20 protein-coding genes are annotated in these 26,235 nt (G+C 58.4%); 12 read left to right on the forward strand and 8 right to left on the reverse strand.

Annotated features, from left to right (window positions below; all coding sequences use genetic code 11):
* The first annotated feature begins 143 nt into the window (after positions 1-143).
* The 7 genes from tig (at position 144) to ACYZTR_RS10055 (ending at position 9,712) form a co-directional block, all read left to right on the forward strand.
* The gene (gene tig / locus ACYZTR_RS10025) at positions 144-1,454 is read left to right on the forward strand and encodes a trigger factor (RefSeq protein ID WP_461978469.1); all 1,311 of its coding nucleotides are present in this window, start codon (positions 144-146) and stop codon (positions 1,452-1,454) included.
* 93 nt (positions 1,455-1,547) lie between these two features.
* Positions 1,548-2,183, forward strand: coding sequence for an ATP-dependent Clp endopeptidase proteolytic subunit ClpP (gene clpP / locus ACYZTR_RS10030; protein WP_461969943.1), 636 nt, complete (start codon positions 1,548-1,550; stop codon positions 2,181-2,183).
* 112 nt (positions 2,184-2,295) lie between these two features.
* Entirely contained in the window at positions 2,296-3,579 is a 1,284-nt protein-coding gene (clpX, locus tag ACYZTR_RS10035; protein WP_449646361.1) for an ATP-dependent Clp protease ATP-binding subunit ClpX, read from the forward strand.
* 162 nt (positions 3,580-3,741) lie between these two features.
* The gene (lon, locus tag ACYZTR_RS10040; RefSeq protein WP_461978471.1) at positions 3,742-6,138 is read left to right on the forward strand and encodes an endopeptidase La; all 2,397 of its coding nucleotides are present in this window, start codon (positions 3,742-3,744) and stop codon (positions 6,136-6,138) included.
* A 148-nt stretch (positions 6,139-6,286) separates the two neighbouring features.
* Positions 6,287-6,559 carry an HU family DNA-binding protein gene (locus ACYZTR_RS10045; RefSeq protein ID WP_002552737.1) on the forward strand — a complete coding sequence of 91 codons (273 nt, stop codon included), beginning with the start codon at positions 6,287-6,289 and terminating at the stop codon, positions 6,557-6,559.
* A 233-nt stretch (positions 6,560-6,792) separates the two neighbouring features.
* Positions 6,793-8,664, forward strand: coding sequence for a SurA N-terminal domain-containing protein (locus ACYZTR_RS10050; protein WP_461978473.1), 1,872 nt, complete (start codon positions 6,793-6,795; stop codon positions 8,662-8,664).
* Between the two features lie 229 nt (positions 8,665-8,893).
* Entirely contained in the window at positions 8,894-9,712 is an 819-nt protein-coding gene (locus ACYZTR_RS10055) for a DUF2242 domain-containing protein (protein WP_461978475.1), read from the forward strand.
* A 348-nt stretch (positions 9,713-10,060) separates the two neighbouring features.
* Here ACYZTR_RS10055 and ACYZTR_RS10060 read toward each other — a convergent pair whose 3' ends face one another.
* Both ACYZTR_RS10060 and ACYZTR_RS10065 read right to left on the reverse strand, forming a co-directional pair.
* Positions 10,061-11,101 carry an AraC family transcriptional regulator gene (locus ACYZTR_RS10060; protein WP_461978477.1) on the reverse strand — a complete coding sequence of 347 codons (1,041 nt, stop codon included), beginning with the start codon at positions 11,099-11,101 and terminating at the stop codon, positions 10,061-10,063.
* Positions 11,102-11,104: 3 nt separating this feature from the next.
* Positions 11,105-12,235 (reverse strand): nitrilase-related carbon-nitrogen hydrolase, encoded by a 1,131-nt coding sequence (locus tag ACYZTR_RS10065; protein WP_461978479.1) that lies wholly within the window; start codon positions 12,233-12,235, stop codon positions 11,105-11,107.
* A gap of 208 nt (positions 12,236-12,443) precedes the next feature.
* Between ACYZTR_RS10065 and ACYZTR_RS10070 the strand changes: the two genes are divergently transcribed.
* On the forward strand, positions 12,444-14,483 hold the full coding sequence (locus ACYZTR_RS10070; protein WP_461978481.1) for an oxidoreductase: 2,040 nt from the start codon (positions 12,444-12,446) through the stop codon (positions 14,481-14,483).
* A 165-nt stretch (positions 14,484-14,648) separates the two neighbouring features.
* Positions 14,649-15,566, forward strand: coding sequence for a 1-aminocyclopropane-1-carboxylate deaminase/D-cysteine desulfhydrase (locus tag ACYZTR_RS10075; protein ID WP_461978483.1), 918 nt, complete (start codon positions 14,649-14,651; stop codon positions 15,564-15,566).
* Between the two features lie 10 nt (positions 15,567-15,576).
* Here the strand turns inward: ACYZTR_RS10075 and ACYZTR_RS10080 are convergent, their stop codons facing one another.
* The 3 genes from ACYZTR_RS10080 to ACYZTR_RS10090 all read right to left on the reverse strand — a co-directional run bounded on the left by ACYZTR_RS10080 (position 15,577) and on the right by ACYZTR_RS10090 (position 18,293).
* Positions 15,577-16,125: a cytochrome b gene (locus ACYZTR_RS10080; protein ID WP_461978485.1), complete on the reverse strand. Its 549-nt coding sequence runs from the start codon at positions 16,123-16,125 to the stop codon at positions 15,577-15,579.
* Between the two features lie 185 nt (positions 16,126-16,310).
* Positions 16,311-17,138, reverse strand: a complete 828-nt coding sequence (gene phnX / locus ACYZTR_RS10085; protein ID WP_461978487.1) for a phosphonoacetaldehyde hydrolase — start codon at positions 17,136-17,138, stop codon at positions 16,311-16,313.
* A 45-nt stretch (positions 17,139-17,183) separates the two neighbouring features.
* Positions 17,184-18,293 carry a 2-aminoethylphosphonate--pyruvate transaminase gene (locus ACYZTR_RS10090; protein ID WP_461978489.1) on the reverse strand — a complete coding sequence of 370 codons (1,110 nt, stop codon included), beginning with the start codon at positions 18,291-18,293 and terminating at the stop codon, positions 17,184-17,186.
* A gap of 109 nt (positions 18,294-18,402) precedes the next feature.
* Here ACYZTR_RS10090 and ACYZTR_RS10095 point away from each other — a divergent pair, with 109 nt between their 5' ends.
* Positions 18,403-19,260 carry a LysR substrate-binding domain-containing protein gene (locus tag ACYZTR_RS10095; RefSeq protein ID WP_461978491.1) on the forward strand — a complete coding sequence of 286 codons (858 nt, stop codon included), beginning with the start codon at positions 18,403-18,405 and terminating at the stop codon, positions 19,258-19,260.
* Between the two features lie 120 nt (positions 19,261-19,380).
* On the opposite strand, the gene ACYZTR_RS10100 is transcribed toward ACYZTR_RS10095, so the two are convergent.
* Together ACYZTR_RS10100 and ACYZTR_RS10105 are read right to left on the reverse strand one after the other, a co-directional pair.
* The gene (locus tag ACYZTR_RS10100; RefSeq protein WP_461972851.1) at positions 19,381-20,640 is read right to left on the reverse strand and encodes an IS256 family transposase; all 1,260 of its coding nucleotides are present in this window, start codon (positions 20,638-20,640) and stop codon (positions 19,381-19,383) included.
* A 109-nt stretch (positions 20,641-20,749) separates the two neighbouring features.
* Positions 20,750-21,625, reverse strand: a complete 876-nt coding sequence (locus tag ACYZTR_RS10105) for a LysR family transcriptional regulator (protein WP_461978493.1) — start codon at positions 21,623-21,625, stop codon at positions 20,750-20,752.
* Between the two features lie 267 nt (positions 21,626-21,892).
* On the opposite strand from ACYZTR_RS10105, the gene ACYZTR_RS10110 reads away from it, so the two are divergent.
* Both ACYZTR_RS10110 and ACYZTR_RS10115 read left to right on the forward strand, forming a co-directional pair.
* The gene (locus ACYZTR_RS10110) at positions 21,893-23,218 is read left to right on the forward strand and encodes an MFS transporter (RefSeq protein ID WP_461978495.1); all 1,326 of its coding nucleotides are present in this window, start codon (positions 21,893-21,895) and stop codon (positions 23,216-23,218) included.
* Between the two features lie 4 nt (positions 23,219-23,222).
* The gene (locus ACYZTR_RS10115; protein ID WP_461979642.1) at positions 23,223-24,620 is read left to right on the forward strand and encodes an FAD-dependent oxidoreductase; all 1,398 of its coding nucleotides are present in this window, start codon (positions 23,223-23,225) and stop codon (positions 24,618-24,620) included.
* A 3-nt stretch (positions 24,621-24,623) separates the two neighbouring features.
* Here the strand turns inward: ACYZTR_RS10115 and ACYZTR_RS10120 are convergent, their stop codons facing one another.
* Complete coding sequence (locus tag ACYZTR_RS10120) at positions 24,624-26,045, reverse strand: type VI secretion system Vgr family protein (RefSeq protein WP_461978497.1); 1,422 nt, start codon at positions 26,043-26,045, stop codon at positions 24,624-24,626.
* Positions 26,046-26,235: the final 190 nt, after the last annotated feature.

A 26,235-nucleotide genomic window follows, 5' to 3' on the forward strand; every position in this document is an offset into this window, starting at 1 on the left:
CGTTTGTCCCCGCCTATAAATTGCCTGCTGCTTTTTTACCCGTTTTCAGTAGGGTGACTTCTTGAGTTTGACCCACTAGAATGCATGCCCTTGATTCTGGGGTCGGAAACGGCCGGCTAACGTCTGTGCAACGAGGAATATCCATGCAAGTTTCTGTTGAAAATACTTCTGCTCTTGAGCGCCGCATGAGCATCACCGTGCCGGCGGAGCGCATCGAGACTCAGGTCAACAAGCGTCTGCAGCAGACTGCCCAAAAGGCCAAGATTGCTGGCTTCCGTCCAGGCAAAGTGCCAATGAGTGAAATCAAGCGCCGTTTTGGTGCTGATGCACGTCAAGAAGCCGTTGGCGACGTGATCCAGTCCTCTTTTTACGAAGCTGTCGTTGAGCAGAAGCTGAACCCGGCGGGTGCTCCTTCGATCGAACCTAAGTCGATGGAAGCCGGCAAAGATCTGGAATACGTCGCCATCTTCGAGGTGTTCCCTGAGTTCACCGTTGCCGGTTTCGAAGGTATCACTGTCGAGCGTCTGAGCGCTGACGTGGCTGATGCCGATCTGGACAAAATGCTGGAAGTCCTGCGCAAGCAGAACACCCGTTTCGAAGCCGCCGATCGCGCTGCTCAAAACGAAGACCAGCTGAACATCGATTTCGTTGGCAAGGTTGACGGCGAAGTGTTCGCTGGCGGTTCCGCCAAAGGTACTCAGCTGGTTCTGGGTTCCGGCCGCATGATCCCTGGTTTTGAAGACGGTCTGGTTGGCGCTGAAGCCGGCGAAGAGCGCGTTCTGAACCTGACCTTCCCAGAGGACTATCAGAACCTCGACCTGGCCGGCAAAACCGCCGAGTTCACCGTTACCGTGAACACTGTTTCCGAGCCGAAACTGCCAGAGCTGACCGAAGAATTCTTCGCTCAATTCGGTATCAAGGAAACGGGTCTGGAAGGCTTCCGCACCGAAGTTCGCAAGAACATGGAGCGTGAACTGCGTCAGGCGATCAAATCCAAAGTAAAGAATCAGGTAATGGACGGTCTGCTGGCCACCAACCCGATCGAAGTGCCTAAGGCTCTGCTGTCGAACGAAGTTGACCGTCTGCGCGTGCAGGCTGTTCAGCAGTTTGGCGGCAACATCAAGCCTGACCAGCTGCCGGCCGAGCTGTTTGAAGAACAAGCCAAGCGCCGCGTTGTCCTGGGTCTGATCGTGGCTGAAGTGGTCAAGCAATTCGACCTCAAGCCTGACGAAGCCCGCGTTCGTGAAATGATTCAGGAAATGGCTTCGGCTTACCAAGAGCCTGAGCAGGTTGTGTCTTGGTACTACAAGAACGACCAGCAACTGAACGAAGTTCGTTCGGTTGTGCTGGAAGAGCAAGTTGTGGATACTGTTCTGCAGAAAGCTAGCGTGACCGACAAATCGGTCTCTTACGAAGAAGCGGTCAAGCCGGTAGAAGCTCCACAAGCCGACTGATCGTTTTTGCGGTAAGAAGTACACACCATAAGCCAGCCTTCGTGCTGGCTTATGCGTATTCAAGACATAACTATTTGGGAGTGACTGCAGAGCATGTTCCGTAATTCGTATATTCAGCAGAACTCTGATATCCAGGCCGCAGGCGGCCTGGTCCCGATGGTTGTCGAGCAGTCCGCTCGTGGCGAGCGCGCCTACGACATTTACTCGCGCCTTCTCAAGGAGCGAGTGATCTTTCTGGTTGGCCCGGTAGAGGACTACATGGCCAACCTGATCTGTGCGCAACTGCTGTTCCTTGAAGCGGAAAACCCGGACAAGGACATCCATCTCTATATCAACTCCCCGGGCGGTTCGGTGACAGCGGGCATGTCGATCTACGACACCATGCAGTTCATCAAACCCAACGTGTCGACCACCTGTATCGGCCAGGCGTGCAGCATGGGCGCTTTTCTACTGACAGCCGGTGCTCCTGGCAAGCGTTTCTGCTTGCCGAACTCACGCGTGATGATTCACCAGCCACTGGGTGGTTTCCAGGGGCAGGCGTCGGATATCGAAATCCATGCCAAGGAAATCCTCTTCATTCGTGAGCGTCTCAACACGCTGATGGCCAAGCATAGCGGGCACACTCTCGAAGAGATCGAGCGTGATACCAACCGCGACAACTTCATGAGTGCAGAAGCCGCACGCGAGTACGGGTTGATCGATGAAGTGATCACCCAGCGCCCCGCTTAAAATAAGCAGCTCAAAATAGGGGTGGTCGGCTGCTCCGATCACCAGCGGGCTTGAAAAAGCCCGCAATAGCCTTCATCTTGTGTTGCAAGCCTATCGGATTTGGATCGAACGAATGACTGACACCCGCAACGGCGAGGACAACGGCAAGCTGCTCTATTGCTCCTTCTGTGGCAAAAGCCAGCATGAAGTGCGTAAGTTGATTGCCGGCCCCTCGGTCTTTATTTGCGACGAGTGCGTCGACCTGTGCAATGACATCATCCGTGAGGAGGTGCAGGAAGCCCAGGCCGAAAGCAGCGCGCATAAATTGCCTTCGCCTAAAGAAATCAGCGGCATCCTTGATCAGTATGTGATTGGTCAGGAGCGTGCGAAAAAGGTTCTGGCCGTAGCGGTATACAACCACTACAAGCGTCTGAACCAGCGCGACAAGAAAAGTGACGACGTCGAACTCGGCAAGAGCAACATCCTGCTGATCGGCCCGACAGGCTCGGGTAAAACCCTGCTTGCCGAAACATTGGCTCGCTTGCTGAACGTTCCGTTCACCATCGCCGACGCAACCACCCTCACCGAGGCGGGTTACGTGGGTGAAGATGTCGAGAACATCATTCAGAAGCTGCTGCAGAAGTGCGATTACGACGTAGAAAAAGCCCAGATGGGCATTGTCTACATCGATGAGATCGACAAGATCTCGCGCAAGTCTGACAACCCGTCGATCACTCGGGACGTTTCCGGTGAAGGCGTGCAGCAGGCCTTGCTCAAGTTGATCGAAGGCACTGTCGCTTCCGTTCCGCCTCAAGGTGGTCGCAAGCATCCGCAGCAGGAATTCCTTCAGGTTGACACCCGTAACATCCTGTTTATCTGCGGCGGCGCATTCTCCGGTTTGGAAAAGGTTATTCAAAACCGTTCCACCAAGGGCGGCATCGGTTTCAACGCGGAAGTACGCAGCAAGGAAGAAGGCAAGAAGGTGGGTGAGTCCCTGCGTGAAGTCGAGCCTGACGATCTGGTCAAGTTCGGTCTGATCCCGGAGTTCGTCGGTCGTCTGCCGGTACTTGCCACGCTGGACGAGCTTGATGAGGCTGCGTTGATGCAGATTCTCACCGAGCCGAAAAATGCGCTGACCAAACAGTATGCCAAGCTGTTCGAGATGGAAGGTGTGGACCTGGAATTCCGGGCCGACGCTTTGAAATCGGTCGCCAAACGTGCTCTGGAACGCAAAACCGGTGCTCGTGGACTGCGTTCGATTCTCGAAGGTGTATTGCTCGACACTATGTATGAAATCCCCTCGCAGTCCGAGGTGAGTAAAGTAGTGATCGACGAAAGCGTTATAGAAGGCAAGTCCAAGCCACTGTATATCTACGAAAACAGTGAGCCGGCTGCCAAGGCAGTGCCTGACGCTTAAGCGTCAGGCAGCTGGTACAAAGAAGGGGCCTTCGGGCCCCTTTTCTTTTAAAGCGTTTTTAACACCCTCTTTGCGCTTGTTTTTTTTCAAAGCAGCCCCCATCTTGGTTTTAAGTTTACTTCCATCTGTTTACGGCCTTATGGCCGCCGTAGAGGCGAAATCATGAAGACAACCATCGAATTGCCTCTCCTGCCATTGCGTGATGTCGTGGTTTATCCGCACATGGTTATCCCGCTGTTCGTGGGGCGCGAGAAATCCATCGAAGCCCTCGAAGCAGCGATGACGGGCGACAAGCAGATCCTTCTGCTGGCTCAGAGAAACCCTGCTGACGACGATCCCGGTGAAGACGCACTTTATCGCGTGGGTACCGTTGCTACCGTTCTGCAGTTGCTCAAGCTGCCTGACGGCACGGTCAAGGTTTTAGTCGAAGGCGAGCAGCGGGGCGCGGTTGAGCGTTTCAGCGAAGTGGACGGCCACTGCCGTGCCGACGTCTCATTGATCGACGAAGTCGACGCGCCGGAGCGCGAGTCGGAAGTGTTCGTCCGCAGCCTGCTGGCTCAGTTCGAACAATATGTGCAGTTGGGCAAGAAAGTCCCGGCTGAAGTCCTGTCGTCGCTCAACAGCATCGACGAACCAGGTCGCCTGGTCGACACCATGGCCGCGCACATGGCCCTGAAGATCGAGCAGAAGCAGGAAATCCTCGAAATTATCGATTTGTCGGCCCGGGTCGAGCACGTTCTGGCGTTGCTGGATGCTGAGATCGATCTGCTGCAAGTCGAAAAACGCATTCGCGGTCGCGTTAAGAAACAAATGGAGCGCAGTCAGCGCGAGTACTACCTGAATGAGCAGATGAAGGCCATTCAGAAAGAGCTTGGCGACAGCGACGAAGGCCACAACGAAATCGAAGAGCTGAAAAAGCGTATCGATGCCGCTGGTCTGCCCAAAGATGCCTTGGCCAAAGCCCAGGGTGAATTGAACAAATTGAAACAAATGTCGCCAATGTCTGCGGAAGCGACCGTGGTCCGCTCGTATATTGACTGGCTGGTTCAGGTGCCGTGGAAGGCGCAGAGCAAAGTGCGCCTGGATCTCGCGCGCGCAGAAGACATTCTCGATGCAGACCACTATGGTCTGGAAGAAGTCAAAGAACGGATTCTCGAATACCTTGCCGTGCAAAAACGCGTGAAGAAAATTCGTGGCCCGGTGTTGTGCCTGGTCGGTCCTCCGGGTGTGGGTAAAACCTCGCTGGCGGAGTCGATCGCTCACGCCACCAACCGAAAATTCGTGCGTATGGCCCTCGGCGGCGTACGCGATGAAGCGGAAATTCGCGGTCATCGCCGTACTTATATCGGTTCGATGCCAGGAAGATTGATTCAAAAGATGACAAAAGTGGGCGTCCGTAACCCGCTGTTCCTGCTTGATGAAATCGACAAAATGGGCAGTGACATGCGTGGCGATCCGGCGTCGGCGTTGCTGGAAGTGCTCGACCCTGAGCAAAACCATAACTTCAACGATCACTATTTGGAAGTCGACTACGACCTGTCCGATGTGATGTTCCTTTGCACCTCGAACTCCATGAACATTCCACCAGCCCTGCTGGACCGGATGGAAGTGATCCGTCTGCCGGGTTACACCGAAGACGAGAAGATCAACATTGCTGTCAAATACCTTTCGCCAAAGCAGATTACTGCCAACGGCTTGAAAAAAGGCGAGCTGGAATTCGACGCCGAAGCGATCCGCGACATCATCCGCTACTACACCCGTGAAGCCGGTGTACGGGGGCTGGAGCGCCAGATTGCCAAGGTTTGCCGCAAGACGGTCAAAGAGCATTCACTGGAAAAACGCTTCTCGGTGAAGGTCACGGCCGAGATGCTGGAACACTTCCTGGGCGTGCGCAAATTCCGTTACGGTCTGGCCGAATCGCAGGATCAGATCGGTCAGGTTACCGGGCTGGCGTGGACTCAGGTGGGTGGTGAGTTGCTGACCATCGAAGCGGCCGTCGTGCCGGGTAAAGGCCAGTTAATCAAAACCGGCTCTTTGGGTGACGTGATGGTCGAATCGATCACTGCGGCCCTGACCGTTGTCCGCAGTCGCGCGAAGAGCCTGGGGATTCCCCTGGACTTCCACGAGAAGCGCGACACGCACATCCACATGCCGGAAGGGGCGACTCCGAAGGACGGCCCTAGCGCCGGTGTAGGCATGTGCACGGCTCTGGTGTCGGCTTTGACCGGGATTCCTGTACGCGCGGACGTTGCCATGACTGGCGAAATTACGTTGCGTGGTCAGGTACTGGCGATTGGTGGTCTGAAAGAAAAACTGCTCGCTGCTCACCGTGGCGGAATCAAGACCGTGATCATTCCGGAAGAGAATGTGCGCGATCTGAAGGAAATTCCTGACAATATCAAGCAAGATCTACAGATTAAACCGGTTAAATGGATTGACGAGGTCCTGCAAATTGCGCTGCAATACGCGCCGGAGCCGCTGCCTGATGTGGTTCCCGAGATAGTTGCAAAGGATGAAAAACGCGAGTCTGACTCTAAGGAAAGAATTAGCACGCATTAGTACGCATTTGCCTGGGGGGCTTCCTTGACAGCTTTTTAGAGCCCTTGTTATAAAGCGGCTCTTAAGTGTCTGTAGGCCATTCAGCACTCGTTTTTGCTTTCACCAAAAAACTTAGAATCATACTCAAATAGATATAAGGGGACTTAGAGTGAACAAGTCGGAACTGATTGATGCTATCGCTGCATCCGCTGATATCCCGAAAGCTGCTGCTGGCCGTGCGCTGGACGCTGTAATCGAATCCGTCACTGGCGCTCTCAAGGCTGGCGACTCTGTCGTTCTGGTTGGTTTCGGTACTTTCTCCGTCACCGATCGTCCAGCTCGCATTGGTCGTAACCCACAGACCGGTAAGACGCTGGAAATCGCAGCCGCTAAAAAACCAGGTTTCAAAGCCGGTAAAGCACTGAAAGAAGCTGTCAACTAAGTTCGATTCAGGTTTTTGCCTATCCGGGTCGGGGTCATGCCTGACCTGGCAGCGGAGCGGTAGTCCGGTCGGCGAGTCGCCGATCCGAGACGCCGAGGCTCGCAAGTTCGAGTCATCGGTCCGCTCCGCCAGTTACGAGAAGGCGCATCCTCGGATGCGCCTTTCTTCTATCCGGATTCTACCCACGCTCCACGGTTGCCTAATTTTGAAGTTCAACCGTTTCTGGGGGACGCATGCTGCAGAATATCAGGGACAATTCACAAGGCTGGATTGCCAAGACCATTATCGGGATCATCGTTGTATTGATGGCGTTCACCGGTATCGAGGCCATTTTCCAGGCGACGACCACCAGCCAGGACGCGGCCAAGGTCAATGGTGAAGAAATCAGCCAGAACGAGCTGAGCCAGGCGGTCGATATGCAACGCCGTCAGCTCATGCAACAGCTGGGCAAGGATTTCGATGCTTCATTGCTCGACGAAAAAATGCTGCGCGAATCCGCCCTCAAAGGCTTGATCGATCGCAAGCTGCTGCTGCAAGGTGCAGAAGATTCGAAATTTGCCTTTTCCGAAGCTGCTTTGGACCAAGTGATCCTGCAAACGCCTGAATTCCAGGTCGATGGCAAGTTCAGCGCTGAGCGTTTCGACCAGGTGATTCGTCAACTCGGCTACAGCCGCATGCAATTCCGCCAGATGCTGGCTCAGGAAATGCTGATCGGTCAGCTGCGCGCTGGTCTGGCGGGTAGCGGTTTCGTCACCGATGCACAGGTTCTGGCATTCGCCCGTCTGGAAAAACAGACCCGCGATTTCGCTTCCTTGAACGTCAAGGTTGACCCGGCGGCTGTGAAGCTGACCGACGATGAAGTCAAAGCCTACTACGACGAACACGCCAAGGAATTCATGACGCAGGATCAGGTGGTCATCGATTACCTCGAGTTGAAGAAGGCTTCCTTCTTTGATCAGGTCAGCGTCAAGGACGAAGACCTGCAAGCGGCGTATCAGAAAGAAACCGCGAACCTGTCCGAACAACGCCGGGCCGCGCACATTCTGATCGAAGTGAACGACAAGGTGACCGAAGCGCAAGCCAGGGCCAAGATCGACGAGATCCAGGCGCGTCTGGCAAAAGGCGAGAAGTTCGAGGCTTTGGCCAAGGAGTTCTCGCAGGATCCTGGTTCGGCAAACATCGGTGGTGACCTCGGCTATGCAGGTCCTGGTGTCTACGATCCAGCCTTCGAAACAGCGCTGTATGCGTTGGCCAAGGATCAGGTTTCGGCGCCGGTTCGCACCGACTTCGGCTTTCACCTGATCAAGCTGTTGGGCGTGGAAGCACCTGAAGTGCCGACGTTAGCCAGTTTGAAAGACAAGCTGACCCGTGAGCTGAAAACCCAGCAGGTCGAACAGCGTTTCGTCGAGGCGACCAAGCAACTGGAAGACTCGTCGTTCGAAGCCTCCGATCTGGCTCAGCCGGCGCAGGACCTGAAGCTGACCGTTCACACGTCCAAGCCGTTCGGTCGTGAAGGTGGCGAAGGTGTTGCGGCCAACCGTGCCGTGGTCACTGCTGCGTTTAGCCCTGAAGTGCTGAATGAGGGTGCCAACAGCACCGCCATCGAACTCGATCCTGAAACTGTGATCGTGCTGCGTGCCAAGGAGCACCTGAAACCTGCGCAACTGCCTCTCGAAAGCGTTGCTGCCGGCATTCGCGTGCAATTGGCCAAGGAGCACGCCAGTGCTGCCGCCAAGACCAAGGCTGAAGAGCTGATTGTCAGCCTGCGCGATGGCAAGATACCGCTGGACAAGGCGATCGACGGCCAGAACTGGAAAATAATCCAGTCAGCCACTCGTGGCCAGGAAGGGGCTGACCCAACCGTGTTGCAAGCGCTGTTCCGCATGCCGAAGCCGGCTGCGAAGGACAAGCCGACCTTCAGTAGCGTGACCCTGGTCGACGGTAGCCTGGTGATCGTGCGTCTGAACGCCGTGAACGAAGCCGCTGCGCCGACTGAAGAGGAGAAGGCTCAATACCGTCGCTTCCTCGCCTCACGCATTGGCCAGCAAGACTTTGCGGCTTACCGCAAACTGCTGGAAAGCGAGGCTGAGATCAAGCGCTTCTGATGCCTGACTGAGCTTGTCGCGACACAAAGCCCCCAGCCGAAAGGCTGGGGTTTTTTATGCGCGAAACAAAAGCAGGGCGGGTTACCCGTCGCCTGAGTATTTACCATGCGACTTTTTCCTGTAAATGACAGTCAGTAGACTTGTAACTGTTTTAAGACATTAATCGATACTCCGCTAAGCATCGATCTGTTGCACAATACGCCCCGAACCGTTTTCCTCAGGATGTTCAATGTTTAAATCATTTCCCATACGTGTTGCTGGGCTGGCGTTGTTGCTGGCCGTTGCTGCCGGCTGCTCGTCGAAGAAAGCCCCAATCTATGAGCATGAGAATTTCGACGACTCCGGAACGTTTTCGCGCAGCTACCCGGTGACTGATGCGCAGACGTGCGAAGCCGCCCGTCGGGCGTTGCTCAGTCAGGGCTACATCATCACCAGCGCCGACCCGAAACTGGTCAGCGGACACAAAAGTTTCCAGCAGACCGGCGAGAGCCACTTGGAGATCAGCTTCAGTGTGGTCTGTGCCGATGATGGCAGTGAGGGGCTCCACGCGACCATGTTCGCCAACGCCCTGCAGGACCGTTATGCGCTGAAGAAGACCAACAACTCCGCCAGCGTTGGTGTGGGCGTGCTGGGTTCGGTGTCGATGCCGATTGGCTCGTCCGACGACTCGATGGTCAAGGTTGCCAGCGAAACCGTATCGTCGCCCAAGTTCTACGAGCGTTTCTTCACCCTGGTCGAGTTGTTCCTGCCGCCGGAAGCGAAAAAGGCCGCGCACATCAAGGAGAAGCCGAAACCTGATCTTGGCGTGCCTGAAGCCAAGGCCGCACCGGCTCCGTTGGCACCGCCTGCGGCAGAACCTGCGTCGGCACCTGCCGAAGCTGCTCCAGCAGCCTCTGAGCCGGTTGCACCGCCGCCCGAAACCGCTCCGATCGCTCCGACCGAGAACTCCGAACCGGCACCGGCCACGGAAACAGTCACTCCGCCACCGGAATCAAGCCTGCCTCCACCCACCGAGCCTATTTCGGCCAATCCTGCTTCAGGCCAGTAATCGGATTCTGGCGCTGCGGGATCGGGTCAAACGACATCGATTGCGCAGCGACTTCAAGTTTGATCCACGTCAACTCAGACCATCGTCCTACGGCCTGTATCGAAAAAATCCTGTGATAAATTCCTGACGGCCTGCTACGTTTTATTAAGTAGTCGCTGAGCGGCTTGCCTGCGTCATTTTTCTTTCACGTGGGCACTTTATGCTCGGGGTTCTGGACATTATTCAGGTGTTTTTTTCAACGAGTTGTGGGGGATTAAAATGGACGATTATCAAGAAGAACTGCTCGAGTATCAGGCGTTTGAACTGGATCCGCTGGAACCCGCCGAAGACGCTACTGAGCTGTAAGCGTCAAGCGGATTGGCGATGACTGCGGCGAAACTCGCCGGGTGTCTGGCCGCTCCAGCGTTTGAAGGCCCGTTGAAACGCTTCGGCTGAGGCAAAGCCCAGCAGGTAGGCGATTTCTCCGAACGCCAGTTCGGTATCGCGGATGTAGGTCATGGCCAGGTCGCGACGTGTGTCGTTGAGAATCGCGCGAAATTGCGTGCCTTCCTCGGCAAGTTTGCGGCGCAAGGTCCAAGTTGGCAGCTTCAGGCGTGCCGCCACTTCTTCCAGGTCGGGTTCCCGGCCACCATTGAGTAACGGCCCCAGCAACTGAGTGATACGTTCACGCAGGCTGCGGGTGCGTGTCAGTTGCTCCAGTTCCCGTTCACACAGTTGCAGCAGGTGTCGCCAAGTGCTTGGGCAATGTTGCGGGTTACGCTGTGCGAGGCTGGCAAGGCTCAAGCGCAGTTGATTGTGCTCGCCGCCAAACTGGATCGGGCAGTCACCCAGCACCTCATAAGCCGTGCGGTAATCCGGTTCATCAAACTCGATCTCGATGCGTTCGGCCCGCAACGGGGCAGGGCTTATGCTGGACAATTGCTGCAACCAGCCAGCGATGATCGAATCCACCACGAAGCGGTTGTAGGCGTTGTAAGGGCTGATGGAATAGAACCGCAGCCAGGCGCCTTGAGCGTCTTCGTGAAAGCTCGATTGACCGCGATAGTTGGAGCCATATAAGGCTTCGAAGCGAATCAGGCAGCGCGCGGCTTCTCGCACCGTTGGCGCCTGGGCGGCGGTGACCCCGGCCAAGCCGGCTTGGCTCAGGCGACTGAGCTGGCCCATGCGCAAACCAAGTGCCGGGTTGTCGGTCAGTTGAATGGCGCTGTGGCCCAGACGCATGTAGCGCGGGATCGAGAGCCGGGCGCCTGCTTCGCTCAGGCGAGCCGCGTCGAGGCCGTATTGTTCGAGCAGCGTCTGAGGGTCTACACCGTGGCTGCGCACGGCGTCGGTCAGGCTATGAACAAAGCCCACCGACAGATCGCCGAGCCGCATCGGCAACGGTTTCATGGGTTACAACCAGAGGTTCAGCAAACGCGCGCCACGGGCATTGCCGTCGGCGAACTGCTGCCCGTTGCTGCTGAGAAAACTTTGACCGGCGCTGCCCTGATCCCAGAACTGACCGCGCAGGAACACGCTTATGCCGGCGATTGACTGGCTGCTGGGTGGTTGAGTGATGAGTGTCAGGCGATGCCAGGCCTGGCCTTCACTGAGCTCCCCGGCCTTGAGACTGACGGAGCCAGGCGTCAACAGCCCCTTGTAGCCACGCCACGGTTTGTCCCAGGTGCCGCGCCCGATCACAAACGCCGGGACCGCGACGAACTGCGCCCCCTGGCTGTCGAGCTTGCGGTAATTGTCCGGGTACCAGCTGTCGCTGCCGATCAGAACACCCAAGCGTCCGGCCGGGGTGTCGACGACGTTGAGCGTATGCTCGCCGTTGGCCGCGATGACTTCATGCTCATCGAAAATCGGATGCATCTGACGCTGGGGCTGGCCGATCGGCAGGCCATCGGCGCCGAACACCACGGTGCTGTTGTACAACGCGCCGCGGCCGATTTTCAGGGTGCCGTCGATGACGCTAGGCTCGGGCAGCACGATGGAGCCCGCCACCAGGGTCACGTGGAATTCTTTCGCCAGACCACCAAACAGCGCCTGGTAGTCCTTGGCCATGCCTTTGGCCTTCATGCGCAGGTGTGCGTCGTCCAGACGGCTGTCGCCCTTGGCACTGATTAGCGCGCGGAGGAACTTCAAGGGATTGCTCACCGCCAGCCAGTTCATGGCTTCCTTGAGCGTGGTGGCCTGGTACAGCTCATCTTTCTCGCCGCTGACCATCAACCAGGTGCCGACATGTTCGGGCAGTACAACGATGGTTTTTTCATTCAGGAGACCCTGGTCCTGGGCCTTCTGCAAATAGGCCGCCAGCTTGCGGTGCAAGCGCTCGGAGCTTTGGTAGTCGGTGGGAAACAGCTCGGGCTGGATCCCCAGCAAGTTGCCGCGATCAGCAGGTGTGCCTTGGTCGACCGCAAGATTGATCCGCAGGTCCGACAGGTAATGACCCGCCGGACGGTCCGCGGCCCACATGGCGTAGGTCGTGAGGGCGGCGATCAACGCCATGGAAAAGGTCAGGTACAGAAGTTTGCGCATGGGGAAACAGTCAACGGCCGTGCAGGGTTCGCGACTAGGGTAGGGCGCATGCCGGCACTTGCCAAGGGGCTGCTGCGCATTTGGATCAATAAGTTGTCAGTTTGGGTCATTGAGCGACAGTGCTGCGACTCTTAGTCTGTCCAACATGACTGACGGGGGCCGTAGAGCCCCTGCACTTTTTCCGTGATCGCTCGATGTGGAGTTACCGATGGCCGCCGCTCATTACCCGCACCTGCTGGCCCCGCTGGACCTGGGTTTTACCACGCTGCGCAACCGTACCCTGATGGGTTCGATGCACACCGGTCTTGAGGAAAAGCCCGGCGGTTTCGAGCGCATGGCGGCGTACTTCGCCGAACGTGCCCGTGGCGGCGTTGGCCTGATGGTCACCGGTGGTATTGGCCCGAACGATGAGGGCGGCGTGTACTCCGGCGCGGCCAAACTGACCACTGAGGCGGAAGCGCTTAAGCACCAGATCGTCACCCGCGCGGTGCACGAGGCGGGCGGCAAGATCTGCATGCAGATTCTTCACGCCGGTCGTTATGCCTATAGCCCGAAACAAGTCGCGCCGAGCGCCATTCAGGCGCCGATCAACCCGTTCAAGCCAAAAGAGTTGGACGAAGAAGGCATCGAGAAACAGATCAGCGATTTCGTCACCTGTTCGACCCTGGCGCAACAGGCCGAGTACGACGGCGTCGAGATCATGGGCTCCGAAGGTTATTTCATTAACCAGTTCCTCGCCGCCCACACCAACCACCGAACTGACCGCTGGGGTGGCAGCTATGAAAACCGTATGCGCCTGCCGGTGGAAATCGTCCGTCGGGTGCGTGAAGCGGTAGGCCCGAATTTCATTATTATCTTCCGCCTGTCGATGCTCGATTTGGTGGAAGGCGGCAGCAGTTGGGAAGAAATCGTCCAGCTGGCCAAGGCCGTCGAACAGGCCGGTGCCACGATCATCAACACCGGCATCGGCTGGCACGAAGCACGGATCCCGACCATCGCCACCAAAGTGCCGCGCGGCGCGTTCAGCAAAGTCACGGCCAAGCTGCGTGGCTCGGTGAGCATTCCGCTGATCACCACCAACCGCATCAACACCCCGGAAGTCGCCGAGCAGATTCTGGCCGAAGGCGATGCCGACATGGTCTCCATGGCGCGGCCGTTCCTCGCCGACCCGGACTTCGTCAACAAGGCAGCGGCCGGCCGTGGCGATGAAATCAACACCTGCATCGGTTGCAACCAGGCGTGCCTGGATCACACCTTCGGCGGCAAGTTGACCAGTTGCCTGGTGAACCCGCGCGCCTGCCATGAAACCGAACTCAATTACCTGCCAGTGCAACATATCAAGAAAATCGCTGTGGTCGGTGCCGGTCCTGCGGGTTTGTCCGCGGCTACCGTGGCCGCCGAGCGCGGGCATCAGGTGACGCTGTTTGATTCGGCCAGCGAAATTGGCGGCCAGTTCAACATCGCCAAGCGCGTGCCAGGCAAGGAAGAGTTCTTTGAAACCCTGCGCTACTTCAGCCGCAAACTGCAAACCACTAACGTCGAGCTGTGCCTGAACACCCGCGTTGATGTGGCAAAACTGGTCGAGGGCGGTTTCGACGAGATCATCCTGGCTACCGGTATTGCCCCAAGAACTCCGGCGATTCCAGGCGTCGAGAACGCCAAGGTGTTGAGCTACCTGGACGTGATCCTCGAGCGCAAACCGGTGGGCAAGCGCGTCGCGGTGATCGGCGCCGGTGGTATCGGATTCGATGTGTCGGAGTTCCTGGTTCACCAAGGCGTGGCCACCAGTCTGAATCGCGAGGCGTTCTGGAAGGAGTGGGGCATCGATACGCAGCTGCAAGCGCGCGGCGGTGTCGCCGGCATCAAGGCTCAACCCCATGCACCGGCTCGTGAAGTGTTCCTGCTGCAACGCAAGAAATCCAAGGTCGGCGACGGCCTGGGCAAGACCACCGGCTGGATTCACCGCACGGGGCTTAAGAACAAGCAGGTGCAGATGCTCAACAGCGTCGAGTACCTGAAGATCGACGACGAAGGTTTGCACATCCGCATCGGCGAAACCGGCGAGCCGCAAGTGCTGCCGGTGGACAATATCGTGATCTGCGCCGGGCAGGACCCGCTGCGCGAATTGCAGGAGGGTCTGGTGGCGGCCGGGCAGAACGTGCATTTGATTGGCGGCGCGGATGTGGCGGCGGAATTGGATGCGAAGCGGGCGATCAACCAGGGTTCGCGTCTGGCTGCTGAACTCTGACGTGGATCGTTCCCACGCGCCGCGAAGGAATGCCTCAATGGACGCTCCGCGTCCGCTTTAGGGACGCGGAGCGCCCCGGGCTGCATTCCCACGCAGAGCGTGGGAACGATCATCATCTCGACAACGGCTGTTAAGATGCCGGCTCTTCAACCAGAGCCGGCATCGATGCTTCTCCCTCCGAACAACTGGCTACCCCAAGCTCCGCTCGAACCCCTTCATCTCGGCTGGCTGACCAATGCCGGCATCGAAGCCGCGATCCTGCGTCTGGACCAGATCGATCCACTGATCAGCGGCAACAAGTGGTTCAAACTCATCGAGCACCTGAAATCCGCTGACCAGATCGGTGCCAAAGGCATCATCAGTCTCGGCGGTGCCCACTCCAATCATCTGCATGCACTGGCCGCCGCGGGCAAACGTTTCGGTTTCACCACCGTTGGCCTGCTGCGTGGACATCCACAAGAAACGCCGACGGCGAAGGACTTGCAGGCGTTCGGTATGCAGCTGCAATGGCTGGGTTATGGCGGTTATCGAGCGCGGCACGAGCCGGGTTTCTGGCAACCCTGGCAGGCGCAGTATCCCGATCTGCATCCGGTGCCGGAAGGTGGCGGCGGTTTGCAGGGAGCAAAGGGCTGCATGCAGCTGAGGACAATGGTCATTGAGCAGATGAACGGTCTGGGCTGGAACGACTACGACGGCTGGTGGCTGGCCTGCGGAACGGGCACGACCCTGGCCGGTCTGGTGCTGGCCGAGGCGGGCGAACACCCGGTGTATGGCGCGTTGACCGTGCCCGACGATCATGGGGTTGCGCAGCAGGTCGAATCGATTGTGCGGGAGGCGGGTTTACAGGATCGCGCTTATGAATTGTTCGACGCCAGCCGCGGTGGCTTCGCCAAAGTCGATCCGCTGTTACTCGAATTCATCGATCAGACCGAACAGGCCTGCGGCATTCCCCTCGAACCGCTGTACACCGGCAAAGCACTGTTGGCGCTCAAGCAGCACGTCGAAGCGGGAAAGTTTGCTCGTGGGACACGCTTGATCTTCATCCACACCGGCGGTTTGCAGGGCCGCCGGGGTTTCCAGTGAGCGGCCGAATTTAGCCGCGCTTGGGCATCATCCGCAGCAAGGTGTTATCGCGCACCACATAGTGGTGATAAATCCCTGCCAAGGCATGCAGGCCGATCAGCCAATAGCCGATAGTGCCGCCGAGTTCGTGCCAGCCCTGGATCTGCTTGGCCAACGCCTTGTCTTGCGCGATCAGCAACGGCAGGTCAAAGCCGTAGAACATCACTTGATGGCCTTTGGCGCTGGTGACCAGCCAGCCCAGAATCGGCATGGCGATCATAAAAATGTACAGCGCCCAGTGCATCAATTTGGCCAGCACGGTCTGCCACTGAGGCGAGGCCGGGAAGATTTGCGGTGCCGGGCCCTGGCTGCGAGCAAACAGCCGCAGCCAGACCAATACAAATACCGTCAAACCCAGCATAAAGTGCGATTCGGTGATCAGCGTCCGGCCGCCACTGCCTTTTGGAAAGATCCCGCGAAATTCGATACAGGCGTAAACCAGCGCCAGCAGGACCAGCATCAACCAATGCAGCGCGACCGATACGGTGCTGTAGCGTGAGTCGGAATTCTTCCAGGGCATACGGTGTTCCTCACAGGTCAGGTCGAGCCACCGTTCTTGTTCGACGGTGTGCGTTAACTGTAATCCGCTTTGGTGGATTTGCCTGTGGCTATTTGGGCGTTCAATGCTCTAGATCAGGAGGTTGGCCACAAAAAAGCGCCAGTTCCGTTAAGGACTGGCGCTTTTTTATGAGGCGATAGGTGCAATCAGTGGGTTTGCGGCATCTCGCCGTTGGCCAGGCGCTTATTGATATCAGCGATCACTTCCGGCAAATCGGTGATGGTGTCGATCATGTAGTGCGGCCGCGAGCCTTCGAACATTGCATGGATGCGTTTACGTTCGCTGGCCAGTTTGTCGCTGCCCAAGGCCTGATAACCTTCGTAGTCCAGGCCCAGCGCGTTGCCCGAACAGATCAGCGCCACGGTCCACATGCCGGCACGGCGACCTTCGAGAATGCCCGGCACGGTGTCGTCGATCTTCACGCAGGCCGCGACATCATCGATGCCCAGGGCAATCACGTTGGCCAGCGCCTGGGCCGGCCATGGACGGCCGTTGGGCACTTCGTCAGTGGCGACCACGTGGTCGGCAACGTAACCGTTGGTGGCGGCCAGTTCGACAACCTTGTCCATGACCTGTTTCGGGTAACCGGAGCATGAACCGATCTTGATCCCTTGCTGGCGCAGGTTGGCGATGGTGTCCAGCGCGCCGGGAATCAGCGCCGAATGCTCGGCGATTTTCTCGATTTGCAGTGGCATGAAGCGTTTGTAGATGGCAGTGACGTCGTCATCGGTCGGCGTACGGCCGAACACCGCGCGATAACGTTCGGCCACTTCTGGTTGATCGCACAGGGTGCGGATGTGGTCCCACTTGCCCATGCCCATCGGCCCGCGGGCTTCTTCAATCGAGACCTGGACGTCGAACTCGGCGAAAGCTTCGACAAAGATCTGCGTGGGTGCGAAGGAGCCAAAGTCGACCACGGTTCCGGCCCAGTCGAGGATGGCGGCTTGCAGTTTGGTTGGGTTTGCGTAGTTCATGTCTCAAATCCTGTATTGGGGAATGAAGAGCCGTGTCGTCGTGAATCAAATTTCTAAAACTTCCATCTCGCGCAACACTTCAGCTACCGCCGCCACGGCCGCGTGCATCTCGGCCTGGTTGACGTGGCCGATGCAGCCGACGCGGAAGGTTTCGACCTGGGTCAATTTGCCGGGGTAGAGGACGAAGCCCTTGGCCTTGACGCGTTCGTAGAATTCCTTGAACTGGTAGCGTGGATCTTTCGGTGCATGAAAGGTGACGATGATCGGCGCCTGAATGGCGGCGGGCAGGAAGCTGCGCAGTCCGAGCCTGGCCATGTCATCGAGTAGCACCTGGCAGTTGTTGGCGTAGCGCTGATGCCGGGCGGGCAAACCACCTTCTTCGTTGTATTGCAGCAGGGCTTCGTGCAGCGCGGCGACCACATGGGTCGGCGGGGTGAAGCGCCATTGGCCGGTCTTGGCCATGTAGGTGTGCTGGTCAAAAAGGTCCATCGCCAGCGAGTGCGAGTTGCCGGCGGCATTCGCCAGCGCTTCTTTGTGAGCGAAGACGAAACCCATTCCCGGCACGCCTTCCAGGCATTTGCCCGAGGCGGCGACCAGCGCGTCGAACGGCACCTGTTGCGCGTCGATCGGCAGGGCACCAAAGGAGCTCATGGCGTCGATGATCAGGCGTTTGCCGTGTTGCGCGATGACGTGGGCGATGTCCGGTAGCGGGTTGAGGATGCCGGTGCTGGTTTCGCAGTGAATCAGCGCGACGTGGGTGATGCTGGCGTCGGCGCGCAGCAGGCGGTCGACGTCGGCGGCGGTGGTCGGTTCGTCTTCGGCAGTTTCAAAGGTGCTGAAGGAGCGGCCGAGCACTTCGCAGATTTTCGCCAGGCGTTTGCCGTAGGCGCCGTTGATCAGCACCAGCACGTTGCCATCGCGTGGCACCAGCGTGCCGATCGCCGCTTCGACCGCGAACGTGCCGCTGCCTTGCAGGGGCACGCAGTGGTGGCTGTCGCCGCCGTTGATGATTGCCAGCAGTTGTTCGCAGAGGCTGGCGGTCAGTTGATTGAAGCGATCATCCCATGAGCCCCAGTCGACCATCATCGCCTGACGGGTGCGGGCCGATGTGGTCAATGGGCCGGGGGTGAGCAGGATGGGCTCGGCAGTACTCATTCTCGTGTCCTCGCAATCGACGGGATGAAGCTACGGGGCTTAAATTGCAATTTGTCGTGCTATCAATCAAATTGTTTATTGTTATGCCAGCCATCAGTGAGGGTTATTCATGAACCTGTTTCAGCTCCGCGCATTCGACGCCGTGGCCCGTGAGGGCAGCTTCACACGGGCCGCTGCGCGATTGTTCATCAGCCAACCGGCGGTCACCGGCCACATCAAGGCGCTGGAGGAGCACTACCAGATCACCTTGTTGCGGCGCACGGCACGACGAGTGGAATTGACGGAGGAGGGCACCAAACTGGCCGCGATCACCCGGGCGATGTTTGGTCTGGCCGAAGAAGCGCAGGTGATGCTGGAAGCGAACCGGCAGTTGCTGACCGGGCGTTTGGAGGTGGCGGCGGATGGGCCGCACATGGTCATGCCGATGCTCGCCAGCCTGCGCGCGCGCTATCCCGGAATTACCGTGAACCTGCGGCTGGGCAATGCTCAGGAAACCCTGGCGGCGTTGTTGTCGGAGCATGCCGACGTGGCGGTGTTGACCGAGGTCGAACCGCGCAAGGGTTTGCATTTGCAAGGCTTAAGCGAGTCACGAATTTGTGCGTTGGTGCCTGAGGGGCATCCGTGGGCGCAGATGTCGAAGGGCGTGCCGCTTAAGGCGCTGGATCAAGTGATTATGGTGTTGCGCGAGCCGAGCTCGATCACCCGGCGCACTTTCGACGAAGCCTGCGCGACGGCGTTGGTCAATCCACGGGTGTTGCTGGAGCTGGACAGTCGCGAGGCGGTGACCGAAGCCGTCGCCGCAGAATTGGGGGTTGGCGTGGTGTCGTCGGTGGAAGTCAGCCACGACCCGAGGGTGGTGGCGGTGCCGATTATTGGCGAAGGATTGCTCAATCGGCACATGATTGGCTGCATGGAACGGCGTCGGGATTTGCGCTTGATCCAGGCGTTTTTCGAGTTGGCGCCCTAGGAGGGTGATCGTTCCCACGCAGAGTGGGAACGCCTCAACGGACGCTCTGCGTCCGCTTTGAGAGTGTCAGTTTTTTTGTGTGCGGGCCGATAACGGCCTGCCGTCAGGCAGACCTTCATTTCAATAGCTCGGCCTGCTGAATCGATCTCCGTACAAAATCGCAAATTGATTCATGGCGCTCTTCCAATCGTGGGCCGCAGTGCCCCAATTGGCGGTGATATTTTGCAGTGCAAGCCAAATCAATTTCGTCGCAGCTTCGTCAGTTGGAAAGTGGCCTCTTGTCTTGATGATCTTGCGCAACTGAGCATTGATACTCTCGATGGCGTTGGTGGTGTAGATCACTTTTCGTATGGCTGGCGGGAAAACGAAAAATGGGATGACTCGGTCCCAAGCGCGTCTCCAGGCCGCAGCTACCGTTGGATATTGCTTGCCCCAAGGTCCAGCCTCGAACGCCTCTAGAGCTTGCTCGGCAACTTCAGCGTTGAGCGCTTGATAGATCGGCTTCAGCGCTTTGGCCAGCTCACGCCGCTTGTCCCAAGCCGCGTAATCAAGGCTGTTGCGGATCAAGTGGACGATACAAGTCTGTAACGTCGTCTCAGGGAACACCGCACTCAAGGCTTCTGGCATCCCTTTCAAGCCATCAGTTACCGCGATCAAAACGTCTTCGACGCCTCGGGTCTTGAGGTCATTGAAAACCTTCATCCAGAACTTGGCGCCCTCGGTAGTTTCAATCCAGATGCCCAAAATATCTCGGGTACCGTCCGGTAATACGCCCAGGGCCAAGTAGATTGCCTTGTTGCGAACCACCCCCTCGTCACGGATTTTGACCCGCAGCGCATCGAAGAAAATGACCGGATACATGGGTTCAAGTGGGCGTTGCTGCCAAGTACTGACTTCTTCCAGAACAGCGTCGGTGACTGAGCTGATGAAGTCAGGGGAGACGTCTGTCCCGTATTGCTCCGAGAGGAATGCACGAATCTCGCGAACGGTCATGCCGCGGGCATACATGGCAATGATTTTGTCATCGAAGCCTGTAAAACGGCGTTCGTGCTTGGGGATCAGGATCGGAGCAAAGCTGCCATCCCGGTCTCTGGGGATGTCCAGGCGCAACGGGCCGTCATCGGTGAGCACGGTTTTGCCGCTTTTGCCGTTGCGCTGGTTACTCGAATCCTCAGGACGCTCCGCGCCCTGAGGGTAGCCCAGGTGGTGCCCCAACTCCGCACCAAGCACCCGCTCGATCAGCGCTTTTTTGAACGCCATCGAGGCGTCCTGAATGGCTTCTGCACTCATCGGGCCGTTTACGAACTGATCAATCAGCTCTTTTGGAATGGCTGGAAGGTCTCGCGTGGCCTCACGGGCCGGTTTTTTCTTAGTCGGCATACATGCACCTCTTCAACATGTTATGCCCGAACACAAAATTTATGACACTCCCTCCGCTTTGGGACGCGGAGCGTCCCGGGCTGCATTCCCACGCAGAGCGTGGGAACGATCATTGGGGCAAACTCTCGCGAACCATCTCCAGAAACGTCGCCACCACCCGCCGCGAACTCTGCTCGCGCAAGCACACCAGCGTCTCGGTCAGCCGTCGTTTGCAATCGGTAATCGGCAACGCGCAAACCCTCGAATCCGCACCGAACTCGGCAGCCGATACCACGCCGACACCAATCCCCACGACCACTGCTTCACGCGCTGCTTCCCGACCTTCAACCTGAATCGCCGGGCGGACACGAAATCCGGCCCGAGCCATTTCTTCTTCCAGCGTCTGGCGCGTCACCGAGCCGATTTCCCGCAGCACCAAAGGCGTGTCGTCCAGGTCCGCGAGGCAAATCGATTCACGGTCGGCCCATGGATGATGGCGGGAAACGAACGCCACCATCGGATCATTGCGCAGCGGCAACGAAATCAATCGTTCGTCACTGACTTCACGCCCCAACAACGCCAGATCGGCCTGGTAGTTGAACAACCGAAACAGCGATTCATCGGTGTTACCGGTTTCGATTTTCACGCTGATGCCGGGATAGCGTTCGCAAAACCGGGCGATCTGCGGCAGCACGTGCACCGGCGCATCGACGGCGAGAATCAGGCTGCCGGTCTGCAATGCCTGAGATTCCTGAAGCAACTCTTGAGCCTCGGCCTCGATGACGAACAGCCGCTGAGTAATGCTCAACAAGCGCTCGCCCAGATCGGTCAGGCGCACCGAGCGTTTGTTGCGGTGGAACAGCAGCACACCGAAACGCTCTTCGAGTTTGCGCACTTGGTCGGAAATTGCCGGTTGGGTGAGAAATAGCCGCGCGGCGGCTTTGGTAAAGCTTCCGTGGACGGCCACGGCGTGGAAGGCTTTGAGCTGGGCGTGGGAAACCGACATCGAACCTCCAGTAACAATCTGAGCTTATATTGGAAATACGATAAATCGATTTCACTTATTAATCAGTAATTGTTTTTATCGGCCTCAGCCCCGGTGACTGGTGAGTCAAACAGCGTCGGCGGCCATGAGCCTGTGCGTGCAACAGCAGGACTCATCTGACCGAGATCGCCTCAGGGAAGCAGCGATATCGAAGTGCTCAACAATAAAAAAACAGGCGTTATTTCTCAATTTCTGCCGGCACACTCACACCCTGAGGTCAGAACCACAATGAACAAGCACATCGGCACCCTCAAACGTTGGCGCGTGCAGATCTTCGCGATCACCTGGCTCGCTTACGCCGCGTTCTATTTCACCCGCAAAGCGTTTTCCGTGGCAAAACTGGGGATCGCCGAAGACCCCACCTTCATGCTCGACAAAATGGCCATGGCCAACCTCGACGCCATCTACCTGACCGCTTACGCCATCGGGCAATTCACCTGGGGCATCCTGGCCGACCGCTTTGGCCCGAGGGTCGTGGTGTTTGGCGGGTTGCTGATTTCAGCGGCGGCAGCCTTGGTGATGGGCAGTTTCGCAACGTTGCCAATCTTCGCCACTTGTATGCTGATTCAAGGGTTCGCGCAGTCCACCGGCTGGTCCGGGCTGTGCAAGAACCTCGGCAGTTTCTTTCCCGCCGAGCAGCGCGGGCGGGTGCTGGGCTTGTGGAGTTCCTGCTACGCCTTTGGTGGTCTGGTGGCGTCGCCGTTTGCTGGCTGGTGGGCGTACACGCTGATCGGCACTTGGCATGCGGCGTTCATTTCCAGTGCGGCGGTGGTTGGGCTGGTGGCCGTGCTGTTTTTTATTTTTCAGCGCAACAAACCCGAAGACGTTGGCTTGCCGGCGGTGGAACCAGCGCCGCAACTGACGGCGGAAGAGGCCGACGCGCAAAGCAAGATCAGCATGCTGGAACCATTCAAAGAAATTCTGCGCAACCGGACCGTGCTGGTTCTGGGCCTCGCGTACTTTCTGCTGAAACCGGCGCGCTACGCGATTCTGCTCTGGGGGCCGGTGATCGTCTTCGAGCAGATGCCCTCGGTGGGCAAGGTCGGCGCGGCAATCATTCCGACCGCGTTTGAACTGGCCGGGTTGCTCGGGCCGATTCTGCTGGGTCTGGCCTCGGACAAACTGTTCGGCGCCCGACGCATGCCGGCGTGTGTGCTCAGCCTGTTGGCGCTGACCGTGACCCTGGCATTGTTCATGGGCGCCCTGCATACCGGCAGCGTGATGCTGGTGGTGGCGCTGCTGTTCGTCATGGGCCTGACCCTGTACGGACCGGACTCGATGATCAGCGGCGCGGCAGCCATCGATTTCGGCACCGCCAAGGCCGGCGCAACCTCGGCCGGCTTCGTCAACGGCTGCGGCTCGGTCGGGGCGATTCTCGGCGGGTTGCTGCCGGGCTACTTCGACTCGGTCACCGTGTTCATCGTCTTCGCCGGTTGCGCGTTGTTTTCAGCGCTGGTGCTGATCCCCTATTGGAACAGTCGCCCGGCGGGCCTGGGTGCAGAAAGTGCATTCGTGCCTAACCGGCCGATGAGCGTCAAACCCCTGCGTACCTGAGGAAATACCGATGAGACCTTTCTGGCTGGAACAGGCGCTGGCGGCCGAGTCCTGCGCGCCGTGCGAACCCTTGGCGGGCGACACCCGCGCCGACGTCTGCATTGTCGGTGGTGGTTACACCGGGCTGTGGACCGCGATCATGCTCAAGGAACAGAACCCCGAACTGGATGTGCTGCTGATCGAGGCCGATATCTGCGGCGCCGGCGCCAGTGGTCGAAACGGTGGTTGTGCACTGTCGTGGTCGGCCAAGTACTTCACGCTCGAAAGGTTGTTCGGCGTCGAAGAAGCGGTGCGATTGGTCAAGGAGTCGGAGCGCAGCATCCATGCAATCGGCACCTTCTGCGAGCAGTACGCGGTGGACGCTGATTACCGCCTCGACGGGACGCTCTACACCGCCACCAACCGTGCCCAATGCGGCTCGACCGATGCGGTGATCGCGGCGCTGGAGCGCAATGGCATCAACTCCTTCACTCAGCGACCGGTTGCGGATGTACAACGCATGGCCGGTTCCGGCAAACACCTGGAAGGCTGGTTCTCTCCGGCGGCGGCAAGCGTGCAGCCGGGCAAACTGGTGCGCGGCTTGCGCCGGGTCGCCTTGCAACTCGGTGTGAGGATTCATGAGCACACCGCCATGACCGGACTGGAAGAGGGCCGACCTGTGGGCATTCAAACCCCGAACGGCACCCTTCGCGCGGATCGCGTGGTGCTGGCGATGAACGCCTGGATGGCCCGGGCGTTTCCACAGTTCGAGCGCAGTGTGGCGATCGTTTCCAGCGACATGCTGATCACCGAACCGCGCCCCGACCTGCTCGACGAGATCGGTTTGACCAGCGGCGTCACCGTGCTCGATTCGCGGATTTTCGTGCACTACTACCACAACACCCCGGACGGCCGAATCATGCTCGGCAAGGGCGGCAATACCTTTGCTTACGGCGGGCGAATGTTGCCGGTGTTCGATCAGCCGTCGCCCTATGCCGGTTTATTGCGGCACAGCCTGAGCGAGTTCTTTCCGGCGTTTGCCGAGGTCAAGGTCGAGGCGACCTGGAACGGTCCGTCTGATCGCTCGGTCACCGGTTTGCCGTTCTTCGGCCAGATGAGTGCCAGCGGCAATGTATTTTATGGTTTCGGATACTCTGGCAGCGGGGTAGGCCCGTGTCATATGGGCGGGCAGATTCTCGCCTCGATGGTCCAGGGACTGGACAACGCGTGGACCCGTTCGCCGCTAGTCAACGGCCCCTTGGGTTTCTTTCCACCAGAGCCGATTCGTTACCTCGGCTCACTGATGGTACGCAACGCTATCCGCCGCAAGGAGCGCGCCGAGGATCACGGGTGCCGACCACGGCACCTGGACGTGCGTCTGGCGAAGTTCGCGGCGGCGGCAGGCAAGGCCGACAAGGGCTGAGTGTCAGGGGGCGAGGTCCGAGCGATTGACCAGCCAATCGAGCAGCAAGTGGCTATCGCCGCGTGGCTCGGGGGCAGGCCGAGTGCGCGGGTGATGGCCCATACCGACGCACAGCACCGGCCGGTCCGGGTCGCTGTCGAGAAAACTGATGAGTACATCACTGCCGGCCCTTGGCAGTCTGGACGGGTCAATCCGACCGTCCGGCGCTGCGAGGGCCACGGGTAGCCAGATACCGGCAGATTCATCCGGTTCCGGTACCGTTGTTTGCCACAGCCTGACCTGTATTCGTCCTCGCGCATCCATCACAGCGGGCTGTCCGGCAGGGCCAAGCACCCGCGCCGGCTGATAACCCGGGATGCTCGGCCTCGTCTGTTTGAGCGCCGGCCTGAAGACCGTTGACCAGGGAATGGCGGTGAACTGATTGCGGTAATGGCGGACAGTCACGGATTTGTCGGCGGCAAGAATCGAAGGCTGTTGCCCCTGATGTCGGGTTTCGGTGAGCAGCCATTGATCGTTGAAACTCGACAGTGGATGCGCTGACACTTGGACAATCCGTGCGCTGCGCAATGCGCTGTGGTTGCTTTGGCCGTGGATTTGCACGTGCTGGCAACGCAGACGCTCCAGTTGTCGTCGGCTCTGATGTTCGCGATGGCGGTGTTCTGGAGCGGGAAGGGCCATCACCGGCAATGGTCGGGTGAAAGCGTGGTTGGCCGCTCCCTCGTCGGCGATCTGCGAGCCACGGTTTCTGGCCTCCAGTCGCGAGGACGAGGGCGGCGAGTCATGGCGCTGGAACAACTCACTGATCACCGGTAAGTCACTTTCGTCGGGCACGTCGCCCTGGAACGGCGTAAGGACTGGTTCCTGGGGGAAACTCAGGCTGTCATCGGCGAGGACCAGCACATGCCCGTCGCGCTGATGTTCAAAGTGATAGTGAATGCCTTCTTCTTCGCACAGCCTTTGCAGTAATGTCAGATCGCTCTCCTCGTACTGAATGCAAAAAGGCCGGGGAGGGTAATGCCCGGTCAATTCGAAGCGATAGCTCCCCTCGGGCACAGCATGTTTCTCCAATAGGTGGCGCAGGATCATCGGTACGCTGAGGCGATGAAAGACGCGCCGTGAACGCTGCCGGTCAAGCATCTGAAGGTAGGGCACCAGCACCAGTTTGTAGCCGATCCGGTGTGGGCCGCGATGCTCGCGACTGGCACTGTGAAGTACGCCGTGAATACCCTGGCCATCCATCAGGCTGAGGAAAACCGGTTGTTGCAGCAATCGATCGGGGGTCATGGCCGGCGCCAGGCCGATCACTTCGATGTCGAATCGATAGGGCTGGTTGAGGGCTTCTCGGCCACTGAACTGCAGCACCTGCAAACTCAAATCGCCGTCGAGGAGTGTCAGGGTGAAGGGACTTTCCTTGTCGTTGTGCATCGAACGCGCTTCTGCCATGGGATAAGGGCGCAGAGGGTACGAAACCACAGCCCTTTGTGGTCACCGCAAATCGAAGTTTCAGAAACGCCCTACAACTGCCGGTGAAGATGTCGATTCAACATGCGGGTGAACAGGGTGGATTTTTTGGTCGATTGCCAACTTTAGGCCGTATAAACTTGCGCAAAGCGTC

The sequence above is a fragment of the Pseudomonas sp. Hz4 genome, from assembly GCF_054898165.1.

Bases quoted from the DNA above. Each gene is read 5' to 3' on its own strand.
- phnX (WP_461978487.1), bottom strand. From the start codon at position 17,138: ATGAACTACGCAAACCCAACCAAACTGCAAGCCGCCATCCTCGACTGG.
- ACYZTR_RS10065 (WP_461978479.1), bottom strand. From the start codon at position 12,235: ATGCGCAAACTTCTGTACCTGACCTTTTCCATGGCGTTGATCGCCGCC.
- ACYZTR_RS10090 (WP_461978489.1), bottom strand. From the start codon at position 18,293: ATGAGTACTGCCGAGCCCATCCTGCTCACCCCCGGCCCATTGACCACA.
- ACYZTR_RS10110 (WP_461978495.1), top strand. From the start codon at position 21,893: ATGAACAAGCACATCGGCACCCTCAAACGTTGGCGCGTGCAGATCTTC.
- ACYZTR_RS10080 (WP_461978485.1), bottom strand. From the start codon at position 16,125: ATGCCCTGGAAGAATTCCGACTCACGCTACAGCACCGTATCGGTCGCG.
- ACYZTR_RS10060 (WP_461978477.1), bottom strand. From the start codon at position 11,101: ATGAAACCGTTGCCGATGCGGCTCGGCGATCTGTCGGTGGGCTTTGTT.
- clpP (WP_461969943.1), top strand. From the start codon at position 1,548: ATGTTCCGTAATTCGTATATTCAGCAGAACTCTGATATCCAGGCCGCA.
- lon (WP_461978471.1), top strand. From the start codon at position 3,742: ATGAAGACAACCATCGAATTGCCTCTCCTGCCATTGCGTGATGTCGTG.
- ACYZTR_RS10105 (WP_461978493.1), bottom strand. From the start codon at position 21,625: ATGTCGGTTTCCCACGCCCAGCTCAAAGCCTTCCACGCCGTGGCCGTC.
- ACYZTR_RS10075 (WP_461978483.1), top strand. From the start codon at position 14,649: ATGCTTCTCCCTCCGAACAACTGGCTACCCCAAGCTCCGCTCGAACCC.
- ACYZTR_RS10100 (WP_461972851.1), bottom strand. From the start codon at position 20,640: ATGCCGACTAAGAAAAAACCGGCCCGTGAGGCCACGCGAGACCTTCCA.
- tig (WP_461978469.1), top strand. From the start codon at position 144: ATGCAAGTTTCTGTTGAAAATACTTCTGCTCTTGAGCGCCGCATGAGC.
- ACYZTR_RS10095 (WP_461978491.1), top strand. From the start codon at position 18,403: ATGAACCTGTTTCAGCTCCGCGCATTCGACGCCGTGGCCCGTGAGGGC.
- clpX (WP_449646361.1), top strand. From the start codon at position 2,296: ATGACTGACACCCGCAACGGCGAGGACAACGGCAAGCTGCTCTATTGC.
- ACYZTR_RS10050 (WP_461978473.1), top strand. From the start codon at position 6,793: ATGCTGCAGAATATCAGGGACAATTCACAAGGCTGGATTGCCAAGACC.
- ACYZTR_RS10120 (WP_461978497.1), bottom strand. From the start codon at position 26,045: ATGCACAACGACAAGGAAAGTCCCTTCACCCTGACACTCCTCGACGGC.
- ACYZTR_RS10070 (WP_461978481.1), top strand. From the start codon at position 12,444: ATGGCCGCCGCTCATTACCCGCACCTGCTGGCCCCGCTGGACCTGGGT.
- ACYZTR_RS10055 (WP_461978475.1), top strand. From the start codon at position 8,894: ATGTTTAAATCATTTCCCATACGTGTTGCTGGGCTGGCGTTGTTGCTG.